The sequence below is a fragment of the Shewanella sp. ANA-3 genome (genome assembly GCF_000203935.1).
Lineage (GTDB): Bacteria > Pseudomonadota > Gammaproteobacteria > Enterobacterales > Shewanellaceae > Shewanella.
Map to the genome: position 1 here is coordinate 2,144,274 of NC_008577.1, position 20,115 is coordinate 2,164,388.

At 47.2% G+C, this 20,115-nt stretch carries 10 protein-coding genes; 8 read left to right on the forward strand and 2 right to left on the reverse strand.

Annotated elements, in window-relative coordinates:
- The first annotated feature begins 3 nt into the window (after positions 1–3).
- From brxC to SHEWANA3_RS23590, 6 genes are all read left to right on the forward strand, one after another.
- Positions 4–3,477 carry a BREX system P-loop protein BrxC gene (gene brxC, locus SHEWANA3_RS09590; RefSeq protein ID WP_011716828.1) on the forward strand — a complete coding sequence of 1,158 codons (3,474 nt, stop codon included), beginning with the start codon at positions 4–6 and terminating at the stop codon, positions 3,475–3,477.
- A 127-nt stretch (positions 3,478–3,604) separates the two neighbouring features.
- Positions 3,605–7,069 (forward strand): DNA methyltransferase, encoded by a 3,465-nt coding sequence (locus SHEWANA3_RS09595; protein WP_011716829.1) that lies wholly within the window; start codon positions 3,605–3,607, stop codon positions 7,067–7,069.
- Between the two features lie 5 nt (positions 7,070–7,074).
- On the forward strand, positions 7,075–8,763 hold the full coding sequence (locus SHEWANA3_RS09600; RefSeq protein ID WP_011716830.1) for a DUF262 domain-containing protein: 1,689 nt from the start codon (positions 7,075–7,077) through the stop codon (positions 8,761–8,763).
- Positions 8,750–10,789, forward strand: a complete 2,040-nt coding sequence (gene pglZ, locus SHEWANA3_RS09605; protein WP_011716831.1) for a BREX-1 system phosphatase PglZ type B — start codon at positions 8,750–8,752, stop codon at positions 10,787–10,789. The genes SHEWANA3_RS09600 and pglZ overlap by 14 nt, the downstream gene beginning before the upstream one ends.
- Before the next feature lie 9 nt (positions 10,790–10,798).
- Complete coding sequence (locus SHEWANA3_RS09610; RefSeq protein ID WP_011716832.1) at positions 10,799–11,515, forward strand: zeta toxin family protein; 717 nt, start codon at positions 10,799–10,801, stop codon at positions 11,513–11,515.
- 11 nt (positions 11,516–11,526) lie between these two features.
- The gene (locus SHEWANA3_RS23590; RefSeq protein WP_011622488.1) at positions 11,527–11,688 is read left to right on the forward strand and encodes a hypothetical protein; all 162 of its coding nucleotides are present in this window, start codon (positions 11,527–11,529) and stop codon (positions 11,686–11,688) included.
- 41 nt (positions 11,689–11,729) lie between these two features.
- Here SHEWANA3_RS23590 and SHEWANA3_RS09615 read toward each other — a convergent pair whose 3' ends face one another.
- Positions 11,730–13,583, reverse strand: coding sequence for a DEAD/DEAH box helicase family protein (locus SHEWANA3_RS09615; RefSeq protein WP_011716833.1), 1,854 nt, complete (start codon positions 13,581–13,583; stop codon positions 11,730–11,732).
- 14 nt (positions 13,584–13,597) lie between these two features.
- A complete protein-coding gene (locus SHEWANA3_RS09620; RefSeq protein ID WP_011622490.1) occupies positions 13,598–15,598 on the reverse strand; it encodes a DEAD/DEAH box helicase family protein in 2,001 nt (666 codons plus the stop codon).
- Between the two features lie 609 nt (positions 15,599–16,207).
- Between SHEWANA3_RS09620 and SHEWANA3_RS09625 the strand changes: the two genes are divergently transcribed.
- Positions 16,208–19,405: an ATP-binding protein gene (locus tag SHEWANA3_RS09625; RefSeq protein ID WP_011716834.1), complete on the forward strand. Its 3,198-nt coding sequence runs from the start codon at positions 16,208–16,210 to the stop codon at positions 19,403–19,405.
- On the forward strand, positions 19,360–20,115 hold the full coding sequence (locus tag SHEWANA3_RS09630) for a hypothetical protein (RefSeq protein WP_244096604.1): 756 nt from the start codon (positions 19,360–19,362) through the stop codon (positions 20,113–20,115). The genes SHEWANA3_RS09625 and SHEWANA3_RS09630 overlap by 46 nt, the downstream gene beginning before the upstream one ends.

The following is a 20,115-nucleotide window of genomic DNA, read 5'->3' on the forward strand; positions in this document are numbered from 1 at the left end:
ACAATGCTAAACCGCGATATATATCAGTTAGACCCACTGGAAAGCAAACTCGCCAACAACGGCGTGGCCGAAGTAAAAGACGACCTGTCTCAAGGCGCGCTCGAAACACTCGAGTATGAGCTTCGCACTTTTGTGTGTAGTGGTGCTTATGCCAAAGGGCTAGACGATATTCTCAGTACATTTCTACGTAACGTAAAAAGCAGCGGAGAACAGCCAGGGGTATGGATCTCAGGCTTCTTCGGTTCTGGTAAGTCACACCTGGCTAAAATGCTCAGAACGCTATGGACCAATCAAAAAATAAATGATGGCACCGATGCTCGCTCACTGGTTGATTTGCCGGACACTATAAGTCATCACTTTGACGAACTCTCAACATTAGGCGCCAAATTGGGTGGTTTACATGCCGCCTCCGGCACCTTAGGTGCGGGTGTTGATGATAAGGTGCGTTTGGCGTTATTGGCGGTTATTTTCAAATCGGTCGGGTTATCAGAGCAATACCACCTGGCAAGATTTGAACTTTGGCTTAAGGCCGAAGGTATTCTGGCGCAGGTAAAGGCCTATATCGAGCAGCACGCCAAAGGGAAAGAAGGCGAAGATTTGTGGCAAAAAGAGCTGCGTAACTTACACATGTCACCTGTGATGGCCAGTGCAGTGTTGCACGCCATGCCAGCTTTAAGTGGTGATGCCGTAGGCGTCAATCAGATGATCAGAGCTCAATTCAAAATAGTTAAGGATGTATCAAACACTGAAATGGTGCAGGCGATAGTCGATGCCTTAGCCCCACATGGTGAAATGCCATTAACCCTAATCGTGCTCGATGAGGTACAGCAATATATTGCCGACGACCCAGATAAAGCCTATGCAGTGCAAGAGGCGATCGAAACCTGCTGTAAAGCAGGCAAATTTAAAGGGCGCTTGTTGTTTGTTGCTACCGGGCAAAGTGCCTTATCTGGCTTGCAAAACCTGCAGCGTCTGATGGGTCGCTTCCAGGTATCGGTCCAACTGGAAGACACCGATGTTGATGCCGTTATTCGCAAAGTGATCCTGCAGAAAAAGGAAACCGCCAGAGTCAGTATTGAGAGTGTGATTCAAGAAAACTTGGGTGAAATCAACCGCCATCTGCGCGGTTCTGTTATTGAATCCAATAAAGATGATGAGCAGTGGATGGTCGCCGACTATCCTCTGCTGCCAGTACGTCGCCGCTTTTGGGAGCGGGTATTACCAGCGCTAGACAAAACCGGTACTGGCTCACAGCTACGTAACCAGCTTCGAGTCGTACACGAGGCAACTAAGTTAACAGCACTTAAACCCTTGGGCAGTGTGGTGCCAGCCGATTTTATCTACGATCAAATTGCCATTAATCTGCTGCAAACTGGCGTGATTGGCAAAGACATCTACGAAAAAATAGGCCGCTTAAAAGCCGGTAATGACGATGAGCAGTTGCAAGGGCGTCTGCTGTCATTGATCTTGCTTATGAGCAAGTTGCCAGCCGATATCAACCATGGTATCGCCTCAACGGAAGCTTTTTTGGCAGACTTGCTGCTTGAACATTTAAGTGAAGGTAAGCACGAACTTCGTGCCCGACTTCCAGGCTTACTCAGCCAGCTGGTGGAAGAGGGCGCATTACTGCCGATGAACAGCGCTGCTGGCGTTGAATATCGCCTGCAAACCGTCGAGAGTCAGAAATGGCATGACACCTTCAAGCAGCAGCAAAACGACCTGCGTGGTAACCCACAGTCGCTTGAGACTTTCCGCAGTCAGGAAATTCAGCATTATATTCGCAGACAATTGGCAGCAGCCAAAGTTAACCAGGGGACAGTGGCTGAAGGCCGTACTATCAATTTGTGTTTCGATGCGGATCTCCCCGCCGATGCCAATAAGCGACTGTATGCCCATGTGCTGGAATGCAGCGAGCGCCAATTTACCGATGCGGTGAGACGTGCCAGCGCCGACAATGCCACCTTATTTGTCCATGTGCCCAGCATTCGCCGCTCTGATCTATTAAGTGCCATTGTGGATTTTAAAGCCGCGGAGACCACCTTAGATGTGAGTGGCCTGCCAGCCACGGATGCTGGTAAAGATGCCAAAGCAGCCATGGAGCATCGCAAATATGAGGCCGAACGCACCAAAAAGCTTATTTTAAAAGAGATTTTTGACGGCATTATGGTGCAATTAGCCGGCGGCTCTGAGGTCATGGGGGAGACCCTTACCGAACAGTTTGAAAATGGCGGTAAAAAGGCCTGCGAGCGCCTTTACAACGAATTCAAACTGGTCGATGTCAAAGGCTGGGGTACAGTGTACGACCGTGCCAGTAAGTCGGCCGATGCCAATGCTCTTGCTGCCATTGGCTTTAATGACGAAGCCGACAAACACCCCGTGTGCATGGCCATTAAGCGCTTTATCGGTGTGATGAAAACTGGTGCCGAAATCCGCGATAACTTCCAAAATGCCCCTTATGGTTGGCCTAAAGACACTATCGACGGCGCCCTGTACGCCATGTTGGCTTCTGGGGTATTAAAGGCGACCGATGGCCAAGAAAAACCGCTCGATGCCAAAAGCCTTGAGCGCGCCAAAGTCGGCCAAACTAAATTCCGCCCCGAAACAGTCAGCCTAAGTACGGTGCAAATCCTCAAGGTGCGCAGTTTAATCAATGCCATTGGGGTGAGTTGTACTAACGGTGAAGAACAGTCCAAGCTAAGCCAGGCGATAGCCCAGGCTAAGCAAATTGCCCGTAAGGCCGGTGGCGATGCGCCACTGCCACTGCCGCCAGCAACCCCGCACTTGAATGAGATTGAAGTCTTGTCAGGTAATGCGCAATTGCTTGCCGCCTATCAATCACAGCCCATTATTCTGCAAGAGTTGGAACAATGGAAAGCGCAGGCAGATAAAGTCAGTACTCGTCTTTACCTATGGGACGAGTTCAAGGCTGCACTCAAGCACTGTCAAGGTTTAGCGGGATACGATGCCCTTGATAGTGAAAAACGTGCTATCGAGCAAAATCGCAGTCTCTTGGCTGAGCCTAACCCCATAGAACCACTGCTCAAACAGGCCATTGAAGCGATTCGCCTAGCCATCATGAAGAAGTATCAAGACTTCCAGGAGGAATATCAAACCTGCTTGCAAGAGCTTGAGCAAGACGCCATTTGGGCGCAGCTTTCAAGCTCTCAGCAAAGCGAGCTGTTAACCAAGCACCATTTGGATAACCTCGAGATGCAGCCGCTTTCCGGCAACGACAGAGTGATCGACAGCATCGAAAACACCTCGCTCACCCAATGGAGCGACAAAACCTCCGCCTTGGCTGGCCGCTTTAGTCGGGTACGGCAAGAGGCGGTAGACAGATTAGTGCCCAAGGCCAAGCAGGTGCAGCTGTCCAAGGTGGTGATTAATACCGAAGCTGAGCTCGATGCCTGGCTTAAGCAGGTGCGGGCCGATGTCATGGCGGCGCTTAACGATAATCGCCCTGCGTCGTTAAAGTAGCGCTGATAAAGCACCCAGAAAAAGAGCCCTTAACAAGAGCTCTTTACAAGAGCCACGTTAATTTGAGCCTTGCCCAAATAGGGCAAGGCTCACTCAAATGACAGTTAGTTGAGATAGAGAACCTCTTATGCGTCAAGCCCTGGATAAAACCCTCAGAAACTTGCTGGAAAAAGCCGTTGTCCGTGCCCGAGAGCTGACTGAGATTGCCGCACTCGAGGCCTTAACCCGCTTAGGCGTTGGCTTAGGCGAGGCGCCGTCGTACCTAAACGATGATGAGCGAGCGCTGCGTAACTGCCTGCGCGCCCATGCCCGCCAGCTCGGGGATAGGTTGCACACCAATGGCAAGCAAGACATAGCGCACCTAAGCGCCGAAATGGCCTATGAACATTGGCACCGCATGCTATTTGCCCGCTTTTTAGAGCAAAACCAGCTGCTCATGTATGACCAATACACAGCCGTCACCCTGGCCGAGTGTCAGGAGCTGGCTGCCGATGAAGGCGTAAAAGATGGCTGGCAGCTCGCTGGAGTATTGGCCGAGCGGATGTTGCCGCAGATATTTCGCACTGACTCGCCGGTGTTTGCCTTACCGCTCGCCATTGATCGGGTGCGCGAGCTTGAAGACCTCATTCTCACCCTGCCAACGGCGGTGTTCACGGCTCAGGATAGTCTCGGCTGGTGTTATCAGTTTTGGCAAAGCAAGCGTAAAGAAGAGGTGAATGCCGCCGGTGTCCCCATTGGCGCCGATGAGCTAAGTCCGGTCACTCAGCTCTTTACCGAGCCCTATATGGTGAGCTTTTTGCTCGACAATAGCCTGGGCGCCTGGTGGGCGAAAAAACGCTTAACCGATGCCGACCTGCGTAGCGCCAGCGACGAGGCGACTTTGCGCCGCGCCGCCGCTATTCCTGGCGTACCGCTGGAGTACCTGCGCTTTGTGAAAACCAAGGATAGCCAAGGCGTGCTGTGGCAAGCGGCGGGTGGCTGGTTTGAGGCTTGGCCAGAGGATATCGCTGCGCTTAAAACCCTCGACCCTTGCTGTGGCTCCGGCCACTTTTTGGTGGCGCTGTTTTTGATGTTGGTGCCGATGCGTATTGAGCTTGAGGGAATAGATGCCAAAACCGCCATCGACCGGATACTGCGTGACAACCTCCATGGTTTGGAGCTCGATAGCCGCTGCGTCGAAATCGCCGCCTTTGCCCTGGCGCTGGAGGCCTGGCGCTATCCTAACGCCGGCGGTTATCGCAGTTTGCCGGCTCTTAATTTGGCTTGCTCGGGCCTGGATGTCAGTGCCCTTGGCAGCGAGTGGCAGGCGCTGGCCAAACAGCGCCCAGAGATAAGCGATGCCTTAAGCTGGTTTGCCCGCACCTTTAAAGACGCGCCTGTGTTGGGTAGCCTGATTGATGTCAATAGTGCTTACTACCACGGAAAAACAGAGGGAGAGCCCGCACCTTGGCAAGTGTTGCTGGATGCGCAGGCTGGTATGCAAAACCTGGGTGACGAAGCGCAAATCGCCCAAGTCACCGCCCAGGGCCTGGCGATGGCGGCTAAGCTTCTGGCCAATCAATACACCCTGGTGGCCACCAATGTGCCGTATCTTGCCCGAGGTAAGCAGTGCGACACCCTAAAAGATTTCTGTGAAAACTATTACCCCGAAGCAAAGTCCGATTTAGCGACCGTGTTCCTCGAGCGTTGCCTCGATTTCAGCCCCAAAGGTGGCAGCTCAACCATAGTGCTGCCACAAAACTGGCTGTTTCTTACCAGCTATAAAAAGTTCCGCGAGAAGCTGCTCACTCAAGACACCTGGAACCTGGTGGCGCGCCTGGGGCCAAGAGCCTTTGAAACCATCTCCGGCGAGGTAGTGCAAGCCATATTGATCACTCTCAGCAAGGGCGAGGCCGCCCAAGGGGCCTTGCTCCATGGTCTGGATGTCTCCGCCCCCAAAACCGCCGCCGATAAAGCCGAGCAGCTGCTGATTGAGCCGCTGAAGAGCGTAGAGCAAGCGAAGCAGTTGGAGAATCCGGATTTTAGAGTGGCTCTAAATGAGACTAATAGTACCGCTTTAGTAAATAGTCATGCTGATACAGCAACAGGGATGCAATCATTTGACCGACCAAGGTTTATATATCAATTCTGGGAAATAGTTAGTTTTTCTAATGGATGGGAGCCATGTCAGTCGACGGTTCGTTCTACAACCCACATGGGGGGGTGTGAGTTTACCGTCCGCTGGGAGAGTGGTGAAGGACAGTTGTATGCCATGATGGAAGATAAAAGGTTACTTGAGAATTATACAAGCGCCATTTGGAAAGCAGGCTCCCAGTATTGGGGGGCAAAGGGAGTCATGGTTAGTTTGATGGGAGATCTGCCGGTAAGTCTTTATCTTGGAAAGCCTTATGACCAAAACGCGGGTTTGATTAAACCTAATAGTGATGAATCATTGTTATCAATTTGGGCCTATTGTTCATCTGGGGATTATGGCTCAACGGTTCGTGAAGTTGATCAAGCACTTAAGGTTACTAATGCTACTTTAGGAAAGATAGAATTCGACCACGAGTATTGGCTTAGTGTGGCCAAAGAGAAATACCCCCACGGCCTACCAAAACCTTACAGCAATGACCCCACCCAATGGATCTTCCATGGTCATCCCTGCGGCGCTGTGGTGTGGGATGAACACAAAAAGTGGACTGCCATCGCCGAGAAGCGCACCGACGAGACCGTGCTGCAAGTGGCAGTGGCGCGCTTGCTCGGTTACCGCTGGCCGGCAGAGCTTGATGAAAAAATGGAGCTTGCCGATGAGATGCTCACCTGGCTTTCCAAGTGTGATGACTTGTTAGCGCTGCAAGATGACGATGGCATCGTCTGCTTGCCGGCCATTCGCGGTGAAAAGGCGGCGGCAAGCCGTTTGGAGGCCATGCTGCAGGCCGCCTACGAGAACGACTGGTCCGCCAAGGTGCTCACCAATCTTCTTGCCAGTGTCGGCAGCAAGAGCCTGGAGACCTGGCTTAGGGATAAGTTTTTTGAGCAGCACTGCAAGCTCTTCCAGCATCGCCCCTTTATTTGGCAGATATGGGATGGCCTGAATGACGGCTTCTCGGTGCTAGTAAACTACCATAAGCTCGATTACAAAGGCTTAGAGCGGCTGATTTACACCTATCTTGGCGAGTGGATCCGCACCCAGGAGCACGGCGTGAAAGAGGGCGTTGATGGCGCCGACAGCCGTTTGATGGCCGCCAAAAACCTGAAAGACACCCTCGAAGCCATCCTCAAGGGTGATGCCATTAGCACCAAGAGTGGCCTCGATATCTTTGTGCGCTGGAAACCGCTGCACGAGCAGCCCATGGGCTGGCACCCGGACTTAAACGACGGCGTGCGCCTTAATATCCGCCCCTTTATCCAAGCGCCAGATATAGGCAAAAAAGGCGCCGGTATTTTGCGCGCCAAGCCCAATATCAACTGGAATAAAGACCGCGGCACCGACGTGGCCTCCGCCCCCTGGTATCACTTAGGCCCAGAATACGGCGAAAAAGAAGGCGCCCGCATCAACGACCACCACTTAAGCCTGGCCGAAAAACAAGCGGCTAGGGACAAGCAGGAGTAACAGGGATGTCCAAAAATATTACTGGGGCGGAATACCCACTGTCGAAGATTTTTAGCTCTGATTTTGATTATGAAATCCCGCCATATCAACGACCTTATGCCTGGACGACCGAACAGGCGGGAGAGTTGTTTGATGATCTGTACGATTTTTACAGTCATGAGGCTGAGGAAAGTTATTTCTTGGGCAGTATTGTGCTCATCAAAGAAGAAAATATTCCCCATGCCAAAGTGATCGATGGTCAGCAACGACTCACCACACTGACGATTTTGATTGCTGCATTGACGTCACTTATTGACGATAAAGAGGCTCGCGCCGAGTGCTTTGCATATATCCAAGAGCCCGGTAAAAAATTGCAGGGCATACCCGCAAAACCCAGATTAGCGTTACGTCAGCGTGATAGAACATTTTTTGCTGACACAGTGCAAGCTTTGAATTTTACCGCATTGGCGGCACTCGATATTGCGACGTTGGAAAATGAATCACAAATCAATATTCGTCAAAATGCGTTGTTGCTAAAGGAAAAACTGCAGTCCAAGTTTACTGAGGATGAACTGCTTATTAAGTTTGGTATGTTTTTGATGACGCGTTGTTTCTTGGTGGCGGTGACGTCGCCCAGTCAGCAGTCTGCTTTCCGTGTCTTTTCTGTGCTCAATAACCGTGGTTTGGATTTGCTGCCATCGGATCTTATAAAAGCTGAGGCAATTGGACAGATCTCAGAAGCGAAGCGCGAATCTTTTAATGATAAATGGGAAGAGATAGAGGTAGAAACCGGGCGTAATGGTTTCAACGATCTTCTAACCTATATCAGGATGATTTACGCCAAAAGTAAGGCAAAACGTGCGCTAATCGATGAATTCCGTGAGCATGTGCTGAGCAAGGTGACCCATCCTGAGGTGTTGATTAATAATGTTATTACTCCTTATGCCGATGCTTATTTAATAGCAAGGGATTGCGCTTACCAAGCGACTCAAAATGCTGGCGATATTAATCAGTTGTTTTATTGGTTAAACAGGATTGATAACTCTGACTGGTTACCCGTTGCTATTCACTATCTGGCTAAGTTTGGCACAGACAGTGATGCGGTTTTAGACTTTGTTTCCAGCTTAGAACGTTTAGCTGCCAAGCTACACATCTGTGCCGCTAATATTAATGAACGGATAGAACGTTATGCCCAAATTTTGGCTGAAATAGATGCCGCTGTCTCACCCAGTATTACTTGTATTAATTTAACGCAAAATGAGCAAGGCGAGTTTTTAGCTGCAATTGATGGCAATGTTTACTATTTAACTGCGCGTAGACGTAATTACCTGATTTTGAGAACAGACTCATTTCTGACAGATGCTGCCGCCAAATATGACCATTCGATTCTGACCATTGAACATGTATTACCGCAAACGGTTGAAGCCGGCAGTGAATGGGAAGTGAATTGGCCAGATGTTGATATTCGCGACAGCTGGACGCATCGCTTAGCTAACCTGGTACCACTCACCCAACGTAGAAATTCTTCAGCATCAAATTTTGATTTTGAGCGTAAGAAGACAGCCTATTTTGGCGGTAAAAGTGGGGTGTCATCGTATGTGTTGACGACGCAGGTGCTAAGTGAGGTTAATTGGACACCGGACGTATTAGCCCGCCGACAAGCTGACTTGGTCACTTTATGCAAGAAGAATTGGGGTCTAGATGTTAGTTGTTAACTATTTAATCGAGCAGTTGAGAAATGCTGCTGCCTATAACAAGTCAGTTCAAGTCAAGCCTGCTGCGGTGTTGTGGACCGATGAGCTGTGTCAATGGCAAAGTGCGATGCCATTAATCAAAGAGTATTTACCTGAGTTGTTGGAGTTGGGTGACTATGAACCATCACAGCGCACAGGTCCTGCGATTTGGCTCAAGTGTGCCATTGCTGGGGTATTAGACGAAGCGCCGTTGGTTGAAGGACGCACGCCCATCATCTATCTCCCTGGTGTGAGTCGTAAGGCGCTGCGCGCCATTGAGGATTGTCCGGATTATTTACGGCCGCTTGCAGAGTTACAATATCGCGGAAGCTGGTGGGCCTATAATACTGCTGGACGAGACTGGAGTGTTGGCTCGTTTTTGACGAACCCAAGGGTTGGACTAGAGCTGGATGTGGCTAAAGATAACAGCACTCAAGAGGTCATTCCCAAAGTGCTACGTGATTTACTTGAAACCCAAGTGGATGCACTTAAAGGTCGTCGTTTAGAGGCGAAAGACTTTCAAGAGTTGGTATTTAACGATCCCATTAAAGATTTGCTGGGGTGGCTTAATCATCCCAGCCAGAAACGTGCCCAGTGGGATGAAAACAAGTGGCAGCTATTTTGCCAAACCTGTGAGAGTGAATTCGGTCTGAAACCAGGTGATGATACCCATCAGCAGATGTTGGCAGCCATGCTTAATGCCGAGGGGCCTTGGGCTGCGGTGTGGCAGCGGTTTGAGGATTCGGCCCATAATCTGCATTCTCTCCTCACTGCGATTGCTACACTTGTGCCAGTCGATTTGGCGGCGGATTTTAGTCATTACCCCATCGAAAACGCCCGCGAAGAGCAGCGATTGATGAATGCCATAGTGGCGTTGGGGCAGGGCGAACTGAGCTTGGTTAGGAGCAACATTGCGGATTTGTATAAAGCCCACCAGGTGCGTGAAGGCTGGCTTTGGTATCGCTTAGGACAATCTAAGTATCTGCAAATTTTGGCCGAGCTTGCCAAAGTGGCGAAGCTGACGGCGCAGCCGTTTACTCATCAATCACCTCAAGAGATGGCAGCCCTTTACTGTGAAACTTATTGGCAAGCCGATGCCGCCGCGCTGCAGGCGATGGCACTGGCAATAGAGCCTCAGCAGCAAGAGCTGGTGGCAGAAGTACTTGCACTTATTTATTCCCCTTGGCTCTCTGAAGTGACCCATAACTTCCAGGGATTGGTGAGGCGTCAGGGTTACCCTGGCGATGGGGAGATTAACGAGGCCACAGCGGGTTATCTTGCCAAAGGTTTAGTGGTGTTTTTTGTTGATGGTTTGCGTTATGACTGCGCCAAATGGTTGGAGCAAAAACTGCTTGCGCGCCAGATACAGGCCACGCTGACTAGCCAGTGGTGTGCATTGCCGTCATTGACTGACACCGCTAAAGCTGCAGTGACACCCATTGCAGGCTTGTTAACGGGAGCGCAGGATACCCAGGACTTTACGCCGTCTGTTGCGGCGACTTCGAGTGATTTCAGTGCTTATCACCTTAAAAAGCTGCTGGCAGAACACGGATGGCAGTATTTAGAGGGGCTCGATAGTGGCGAGCAAGAAGGACTTGCCTGGTTACAAACTGGCGACCTGGATAACCTGGGCCACCAGCAGCAGCGCAAATTGCCTTTGGGGATTGATGCTGTGCTCAATGAAGTGGCCGATAGGGTTTGCCATCTGTTGGATGCCGGCTGGCGTGAGGTTCACATTGTGACAGACCATGGTTGGTTGTGGTTGCCGGACAAACTGCCGAAGGTTGAGCTGGATAAGCCACTGGTGCGTAAGTATTTGTCCCGCTGCGCCATTTTGCATGATAACGCCTCGACCGATCTTCCGCAGGTGGGCTGGCATTGGAATAATGCAGTATCGCTTGCCATGGCACCGGGGGTCGGCGCTTTTACCGCTGGTGACTATTACAACCATGGTGGATTAAGCCTGCAGGAGTGTTTAACGCCTGTGCTGAAAATTACCAATAGTTAGGATTTAGCCATGGACGATCAACAGATCACTGAGAAAGCTACCAAAGAAGCCAAGAAAATGAAAAAAGCGGTGGCCAACAGGTTAGTTGATCATTTACCGCAGGAGGAATCTCCGGTATCTGTTTTTATGGCAGGCTCCCCTGGTGCAGGTAAAACAGAAACGGCCCGTGCGATGATCCGCGCATTTGCTAATGAGCATGGTCAAGGCTTGGTGCATATTGAAAACGATGAACTGAGAAAAGAGTTTGAAGATTATAACGGCTTGAATTCGCCGTTGTTTCAGCGCCCGGCTACACTTTTAGTGGAAGCTATACACGACAAGGCACTGAAGAACGGTGTTAGTTTTATCTTAGACTCGACACTGTCGAGTTTTGACAAAGCAAAAGATAACATTGAGCGTTCATTGAAGAAAAATCGCTTTGTGATGGTGATCTTTGTGTACCAAGCGCCTGAGCAAGCATGGCAGTTGGTCAAGGCGAGAGAGAAGGTAGAAGGTCGTCGTGTGCCAGAGTCTGTGTTCGTTGAGCAATTTTTGGAGTCACAACGAGTGGTGAGTGAACTTAAACGCCATTTTAAAGACAAAATTAATATTACGTTCATCGAAAAAAACATTGACGGTGACAACGATAACCCCCACTTTAATGTGACTGACATTGACGCGTTATTGCGCAAAAAGTACAATCGCCAGTCCTTAGAAGCCATCGTTGGCCTAAATCCAGTTACATAAGGGGGGAAGTGATGCTATCTAAGCGTGAAAGAGTTAAATCAACAGCTTTCTCTGATTTTGTGCGTAATGCATCATCTAGAGAGAAAAAGAAGTTCTTTGACAAGATTGTGAAAGAGACCATTCAAGAACAGAAAGAGATGATCGCTAAGGCAAGCAAAGCTGATTGCTATTAAGCATATTCTATGACGATAAGCCGCTTTTTATAGCGGCTTTGTTATTTAAAGACACTGTCACTGCGAATTTTTGAAATTTGGATTGGATCCTGCCGTTTTTGGTCGGTGAGTGACTGAGAAAATTCGCCCCGTTGATATAGTAGAATGAGCGTATTGTCATATTCGCAGCCGAGAAGTTGGCAAATTTCTGTCATGTCATCGGCATCCATTGCACGTTTAAAAGCATCTTTTTTGCGTGATAAATTGTAAGTGCTAAAGATAGTTGCCATTATGCGTTTATCTGCCGTTATTTCTCCACCGCCAGGATTTACCACTTGGTTGAATTCCACCTCAATGCCATCGTTCAATTTAGCAGTGAAATCAATTGCTCTTGATTTAGCACAACTTGGCGTGTAGTCGTCATAAGTGACACCATTGACCCATTGCGCTTTAATCCAGTTTTTGTCGTCGCCTTTCATGGCTCGACCACTTTTCGGGTAGGGTGTTCCTTCTGCTAAAAATTCACCGCGGATGAGCTGAATGGCTTCAAGCACCTCAGGATCAGACGTATAGGCACTAAAATCTGCGTCTATACAGGAGAGCTTGGCGGGCACGGCGATATATCCCTTAGTTAGATAGGTCGCTGAATCATCAAGTTTTTTAGTTAGTTGAACTTGTGGTTCCGGTGCGATCATTGTGCCGCGATCGATTCCTCTCACTTGATATTTGTCGCAGATATCTTCAAAGAGTTGGTGTAAACCTTCAAAGTCTTCAGAATTATCTTTGGCTTCAAGATGATCGAGCAGATCTGAATAGGCTCTCACCGCATCAAGGTTGGTAAAGTGCTTGGCTTGGGTATTTTGATGGTAACCACATGCTCTGCCGACGTTAGCTTGAACAACGGCTGCAATATTTGCGATTGTGCTATCCCAAGTGTTGATCAAGTTTTCTTTCATATTTTGGCCAAAGTTTACACCAGCGCGAAAGCCCGCCACAGTGATTGCAATCAGTTTGTCGTCGAACATTGCCGCTGTTTCATATTCCGACTTAAAGTCATCAATACTGCAAAGTTCATGCTCGGCTACACCTACGAGCTTTTGGCCGATAATGTAGATTTGCTCTTCGGCAATACCATGAGCCATCAGCACTTGTTTGGCAGTGCTAGCTTGACTGGATGGGACTCTGATGAGTGACCAACCTGGCCCTTCGTGTTCCATAAATTGACGAATGAAACGCTTTTGTAATAACGAATCATCACAAAAATCCCGTTGATCTTCACTTAACTTGATAAGTTGGTTGTGTCGATGCATTTCGCGGATTCCATGGTAGTCACTGCCCGTTTTATGGAACACCAGCTTAGTGTGGAAATTATGTCTTAGGATTGAATCGGCGCCAGCAGAATAGAGCGCACTGAATGGTGTTGCTGATATAAAAACAATACAACATTCCGTGTTTTCTTTTTCGATGTAGTCAAATACCCGGCTGTATCTAATAGCCTCAATGTGGCTGCCATAGTGGCATTCATCAATGATAATGAGTTTGGGAGCCCGGTGTTTAAAGTCGGTTACTAAAGCGGATTCGAAATTGGCAAAGTTACTTATAACGATGTTAGGTGTCGGAGCTAAGTCTCTTTTGGCTTGTTCCTGTAATGCCACATCAGCCATGGTAACTAGGTACAAGGTATCCTTTAGACGTTTTCTATCGCAGATTGCTTCATCTGACAGGGCAAGGCGTTGTAATCCAGCAAGTACAAGAGCGATACCTGACTTTCCTGATTGCATTTCTGCGGCAACGACGACTGCTCGAGCGCCTGCCGAAAACTTGTCAAAAGTCTTCTTAGCCGCAATTCGTTGATGCTCATAGGTTGTTTCAATCGCTCGTTGTACGTGTTGCCGATGTTGTTCTGCAATATTCATAGTCAGAGAATCACTCAGTAGACTGCCTGTGTTTTATCAGAAAAGTGGGATTCGTCGCTTAGTTGTCCGGTTTTCTCTGGCAGTTCATTGTGTTGTTTTTTGGCTAATGAGCGGTCAATATCGTATTCACCGCGCTTATAGAGCACCATCATGGTGTCATCTCTTTCGATGCCAAAGTGATCGCACATCTGATAAACATCTTCTTGTGACATGATTTTTTTTGCCACATCACGACGAGAAATGTTGTAAACACTAAATATGGCTGCAGTGATGAGTTTGTTCTCTGATAGTTCTCCAGAACCTGGCGCTACAACGCGGTTAAACTCGAGTTCTTCGCCATCATCAAGCATTTGGGTATACATAAATGTTTTTTCTTTCTGTGTACCGTCTGCCCGCGCTTTTTCTGGATTATCAAAACTATCCCCGTTAACCCAGTGTGCTTTAATCCAATTTTTTCCTGCGCCACGCATGGCTCTGCTACCTTTTACACAAGGTGCGCCCTTAGCGGTAAATTCTTTGCGAATAATTTCTATCGCTTGCAGAAAATGCTTGTCTTGAGTGTATTGCCTAAAATTGGCATCTTCGTCGAGAAGTTTGGCTGGCACAGCAACATAACTATCAGTTTTGTAAGTCTCTACGTCCCCGATAGGTCGACGGCGTTTGTATTTTATTGTGAGTCCCACATCTAAGCCATTAACTTGATATTCCTGGCAGATGTCATCGAAAAACTCTTTGAGCCCTTCGAAATCTGATGCTGCCTGGTCTGAACAAGTTTGTTCTAGATGATTGAGGATTGCACCGTAAGCTTCAGTGGCATTTAAGTTTGTATAGTGAGTGGACTCGTTATTGCCGTGATAACCGCACGCTCGTCCAATGTTTGCTTGAACAACAGCCGCAACACTCGCAACTGTGCTATCCCATGTTGAGATGAGATTGTTTTTCATCATTGCACCGAAGTTGATGCCCGCGCGTGCACTGGCGACGGTAATTGCAATTAGCTTATCTTCGAACAATAATGCGTCATCAAATTCTTTTTTAAAGCGTTCAATTGAGCAGTGTTCATCTTCAGGCACACCACTCAATGAATTACCAATAATGTAGATTGAGTTTTCATCAATACCTTGGGTTTTAAGAAATTGTTTGGCTTCCATAGCTAAGCCAGCAGGAACCCTAACTAGCGACCAACCCATACCTTCATGCTGTTTAAATTGATTGATAAATGCATCGCGTTCAGCGGACGGGAACAGAAAATTGCGATTATCATCGATGAGTGCTTTTACTTTGTCATTACGTAACATTTCGCGAACGCCGTAGTACTCATCACTTGTTTTATGAAAAACCAGGCGAGTATTAAAGTCGCGTCTTAAAATCGAATCCTTGAGCGCTTTTGCTGCAATATCATTAGCTTCTTCTAAAAGCTCTAGGTCTTGGTTTGATTCTGCTTCTGTTTTGGCTTCGAGTGCTTCTTGATATTCGGTTTCTGCACCATACAGCGCACCAAACGGCGTTGCAGAAATAAATACCACGTTACAGCTGTCATTCTCTAGCTCTAGGTAATCAAAGATTTTGCTATAGCGAACCGCTGCGACATTGGACCCATAGTGGCATTCGTCAATGATAATCAGTTTAGGGGGATTGCCTTTGAACTCACTTTCTAGCGTTTTTTCAAAATTGACGAAGTTACTCACGACGACGTTTTTGGCTAACTTAAGATCTGCTTCAGCTTGCTCTTTTAATGCAGTATCAGGCATCGTGACAAGATAGAGAGTGTCTTTAAGTTGTGTACGGTCACAAATTTGTGCATCAGTTAAGCTCAACCGCTGCAGACAGCATAATGCCAGCGCAATTCCTGATTTACCCGCTTGCATTTCCGCGGCAGTAACAACGGCCCTGACTTGCTCACTTGATAATGCATTAAAAGTTTTCTGTGCAGCATTGATTTGATGAGAGTGCAGTGCGTTACTATCTAAAATTTGCTGCACTTTTTGACGCATGTTTTGAGCTTTTGAGTCCATTCTGGCTACCTTATTTTAAATTTCAAATACTATAACACGTTAATTTTAAGTAATAAATTTTAAACACCGCATGTCTAATTGAAATTGTGAAGCAAGATTTCTATCTAGTCTGGTAAGTGGCGACTACACCTGCATGATGCCACTGATGTTTAAGTTAATGTGTTTGTGTATACCTTAATGTAGTTGCAGATCTGTTGCTGAGTAATGCATATACAGCAAAGATGAAAACGCCGTAATTTATAGTGCAAATATTTATTAAAAATATGATCTTAGTGAGTAGAAAAGGTTGAGTCTTATCGTGTAGCATGTGTCACATTCAAGCTTGCGTAAGGATTACCATGCCTGTTCCTCCCCCTTGCTCGACATTTATTTGTTCGAATTGCGACTGGCACAAAACAGTAGTGTTCAAAAGTGATGTTATTACGCGTGGCTACAACTGGTTTGATGTATGTCCTAAGTGTGGTAGGGCGCTTGAAAAACGTCCTGCAACAATGATTGAGACTGGTTTATCGAAATTGACCAATATCTTCGTAAGGTAATCGGTACTTTTAATTTTTTGTCAGGGATTGACGCAGTCTATATTTCTGGCTTTGTGATAAGGATTGTTGCATGTCTCAAGAAGTCATCACCAAATTTTCCGACTCTATTGTGGGTCGCAGTAATATTTTGCAGCATATTTCCTGCATGCCTAATCCGCAATTTGCCCAACTGCCATTATCCTTCCCCAGTTCATCGTTAAAACTGTTACGTGCAGAAGAAATTAATGATGAAAATCCAAGCGCATATAGGCTGGCTTTGGCTAATGTTTATGCTGCCTTAGAGCATGAAGATCAAATTCAGTTTATCTATTTGCTTGATGTGAGTTTAGAAGGTGTTGCTCTTTATTTTGGTGTTAACCAGTTAACCTCTGCAATAGATGGACCTGGGCATGAGTCACTTAAAAATTTACGCGGGGCGCTTGAGGGCCAATTGCCAGGGATTAATCTTTCTAGGCTAGAAGGCATTGAGCCCTTGATGGCTCGTCTACAAGCAAGTAAGCATAAAGGTGTTGTACTTGGTATTCCAACAGGAAAGAGTCAAGATCAAGACAGTAACGAAGAAGATTATCAAGGTATTGAAAGGCTTGTTAGAACTCTGCTTTCAGGCAGCGGCAGTGATTCAGGCAGTATCAATTCTGCTAATTGGCAAATGGTTGTCGTGACGCAACCTTTAACTCGTAAAGATGCAAGAGTTTATCTAGATGATGCCTATGAACTGGCAAGCGAACTATCCATTCAGGTGAAAACCAGTGTTCAAGCGGGTAGTAATAACAATGAGCAAAAAGGCAATAGTTTCAGCGAGGGGACATCGGATAGTACCAATACTGGGCGCACCGATACTCGCGGTAAAAATGACGGTGTCTCGCAGAGTAAAAATATTGGAAAGAGCTCCAATGACAATTCATCATCCAATCACTCGTCAGGAACCTCTAGTTGCGATACTCAAGGCAAAAATTGGGGAACCAATACCAGTGTTGCTGATACTAAAGGGAGTAGCCACTCAACCAGTATTAACGAGACCTATAATCTAAATCGCTCTGCTGGGAGCAATATTGGTTTAACTAAAGAAGTGACCGATAAGCGCGCCCAGCATCTGCTCGATCATATTGAAAAATCCCTTATCCCTAGGTTGCAAAAGGGCGTAACTAAAGGCTTATTTGGCACAGCCATTTACCTTGCGGCGGATACGCCATCCAGTTATCGCCGTTTAAAAAATACCGTTTGTTCCACCTATCAAGGGGGAGAAATCACTGTCAGCCCACTCGAAGTCGTTGATCTGAATGAAACCTCTGCCGCACAACTATTACAGTTACCAACGTTAAAGCAATCACTTAACTATAGAAACTCATTGTTTCACAGTATCACTAGCAGTCATGAATCACAGTTTGCGACGTTATTGACCTGTGATGAGTTAGCTATGGTTGCAGGATTACCACGGCATGAGTTACCAGGACTGCGCCGTCGCAAAACAGTAGAGTTTATTGTTGATTTACCGAGAGTTAAGGCCGATGACGCTCTTAAATTAGGAGCTGTTATTGATCGAGGTCGTAAGCAACACACTAATTCAATCAACCTCAACAAGGCTGATTTTAATAAACATATCTTTGTGACTGGGGTCACTGGAGCGGGTAAAACCACAACCTGCCTTAATTTATTAATTGAATCGGCATTGCCTTTTTTAGTTATTGAACCCGCCAAAACCGAGTACCGCGCCTTACATCAACATATGCCTAATCAGGTGGCGTATTATCGTCCTAATGGCGATCAACACCGTAGTTTGCGGCTTAATCCATTCGCATTGGTGCATCCCAAACAGCATATTAGAAGTCACGCGTCATTTTTACGAAATGTATTTGCTGCGATTTTCCCGATGGAAGCATCAATGCCCTTTTTGGTTGAGCAAGCGATTGTGCGTGCCTACGAGGAAAAGGGCTGGGATCTAACGGATAACACTTGTTTTTGCTGCGATGATCCTTTTGCGCCTGCGGCGCAGGCTTGGCCAACCATGGGAGATATGATCCGTCAGCTTGATCAGTTGATCCCAGAGCAAGGAATGGGTAAAGAGTTTGAAGAAAAGTATCGCGGCTCTCTGGTATCACGTTTGACCAGTCTTACTCATGGCGTACTCGGGGATATTCTCAATGTGCCACAATCGCTGAAAGTTAATGCGCTACTCGATAACAAGGTCGTAATTGAGTTAGAAGAAATTAAAGATGGCGAAGGTAAGGCGCTAATGATGGCGCTGTTGTTGGGTGCGGTGAGTGAAGCCATACGCTACCGACATGGAAAAGACAGTACATTTCGCCATTTAACATTGATAGAAGAAGCCCATCGTTTGTTGGCGAAACCAGAACCAGGCGATAAGGCGCGCGCAATGGCCGTTGACGCCTTTGCTGACTTACTTGCCGAGGTGCGAAAATACGGTGAAGGCTTGATCATTGCAGATCAAATTCCAGCCAAGTTAGTGGCTGATGTGATTAAAAATACCCATATCAAGATTGTTCATCGTTTGTTTGCTGAGGACGATAGGCGTGCAATGGGCGAAGCCATGATGATGGATGAGGCACAGCGTGATTATTTACCGAACTTGGCTACAGGTGAGGCTGTTATTTTTTGTGGCGGATGGCATGGACCAGCCCATGGGGCTATTCGCGCAGATCTAGCGCAAACCGATGGAGATCCATTATCCGAGGATGATATTAATCAACTGGCAGTCAATCAGCTCTGGCAAGAGAGAGCCAGATATTATCCTGCACTTACTCACCTGGGCTGGCTTACCCAAGAAGAACAAAAATTATCTTTTGCTGATTTTGTACGAACTGGCCGCAAGGCATTGAATATATTATTAGAATTAACCCCATCGATTTTGGGGACGTCGAGTATAACCGAGTTAAAACAGCTAAAACTTTCTGAGGCCTTGATACAGTGGCTAGAGAAATGGCAGCCAATTGCAGCGCTGAATCCCGTCAATCAAGATGAATGGAGCAGGGGGGCAAATTTACCATTGCCGACTCATCCTTTTACGGTGCTACTACTCGCATTAATGAAAGATTGTCATCCAACCCTGCGTACAAAATCGAAAACAAATGCGATTTGGCCTTTTCCTGCCACCGATTTAGCAATCTGGAGTGAGGGCTTATCAACCATGCTCAATACCTTAGCGACCAGTACTGCTACTGAGGTGATAAATAAGCTCAACGCGGCAAAATCTAGCAGTAGAGAATGTCAAAAGGTTCTTCAGCAATTATCTTTTTATCAAAAATTTTAATTAATAGGAGCGTCATTATGGGATTTATTAGCTTTGTGAGTACTGCCATTAGTTCTGCCTGCAGCACTATTGGCAGTGCGTTGAGTTCGTTTGCCAGTGGTTTAGGTCCTGTGCTGAGCACTATAGCGACTCATTTACCCAAACTCGGCGAGGCACTCGGACAGTTTGCGAACAACTTTTTACAAGCAGTAGGGATTTTAAAGCCAGACGAAGACGTAAAGCAGTTGGGGGAGCGAGCGCTGCAAGCCGCGCAGGATGGGATCACACCTGAAGAGTTTGATGATTTTGACGATTACGTTGAAGCACTGCGTAACTTTGAAATTGATCCTGATAAAGCCAAAAATCGCAATGATGTCGAAAGGCTCGTTGTAGGCCTTGGTGTAGGCTCCTTTGGATTAGAAAAAAAGTTTGATGTAGCCCCTGGCTCATTGTCTGCTATCTGGCTTTTACCTGTGGCAAACCCAGAATTTTTTACTGTTAATCGAATGGATTCGTTACTTCAGCAAGGTAAGTTAAGCGGTGATGTTTTTAGTTATCTTGAACGTAAACTCAGTGCGGGCGATGCTTACCGCATGGAAGAAGGTATGGCAGATGCCTTAGTCAATAGCAGTGGGGTTGAGAGTAAAGAAGCGCTATTTGCAGCTCTTGATAAAGCTAGTGATAACTGGCACAGCATAAATGACAGTGCAGATAATATCGACAAGGAATAA

What these genes read in the sequence shown, in the direction of transcription:
- brxC (WP_011716828.1), top strand. Translation starts at nt 4, where the DNA reads ATGCTAAACCGCGATATATATCAGTTAGACCCACTGGAAAGCAAACTC.
- SHEWANA3_RS09595 (WP_011716829.1), top strand. Translation starts at nt 3,605, where the DNA reads ATGCGTCAAGCCCTGGATAAAACCCTCAGAAACTTGCTGGAAAAAGCC.
- SHEWANA3_RS09600 (WP_011716830.1), top strand. Translation starts at nt 7,075, where the DNA reads ATGTCCAAAAATATTACTGGGGCGGAATACCCACTGTCGAAGATTTTT.
- pglZ (WP_011716831.1), top strand. Translation starts at nt 8,750, where the DNA reads ATGTTAGTTGTTAACTATTTAATCGAGCAGTTGAGAAATGCTGCTGCC.
- SHEWANA3_RS09610 (WP_011716832.1), top strand. Translation starts at nt 10,799, where the DNA reads ATGGACGATCAACAGATCACTGAGAAAGCTACCAAAGAAGCCAAGAAA.
- SHEWANA3_RS23590 (WP_011622488.1), top strand. Translation starts at nt 11,527, where the DNA reads ATGCTATCTAAGCGTGAAAGAGTTAAATCAACAGCTTTCTCTGATTTT.
- SHEWANA3_RS09615 (WP_011716833.1), bottom strand. Translation starts at nt 13,583, where the DNA reads ATGAATATTGCAGAACAACATCGGCAACACGTACAACGAGCGATTGAA.
- SHEWANA3_RS09620 (WP_011622490.1), bottom strand. Translation starts at nt 15,598, where the DNA reads ATGGACTCAAAAGCTCAAAACATGCGTCAAAAAGTGCAGCAAATTTTA.
- SHEWANA3_RS09625 (WP_011716834.1), top strand. Translation starts at nt 16,208, where the DNA reads ATGTCTCAAGAAGTCATCACCAAATTTTCCGACTCTATTGTGGGTCGC.
- SHEWANA3_RS09630 (WP_244096604.1), top strand. Translation starts at nt 19,360, where the DNA reads ATGTCAAAAGGTTCTTCAGCAATTATCTTTTTATCAAAAATTTTAATT.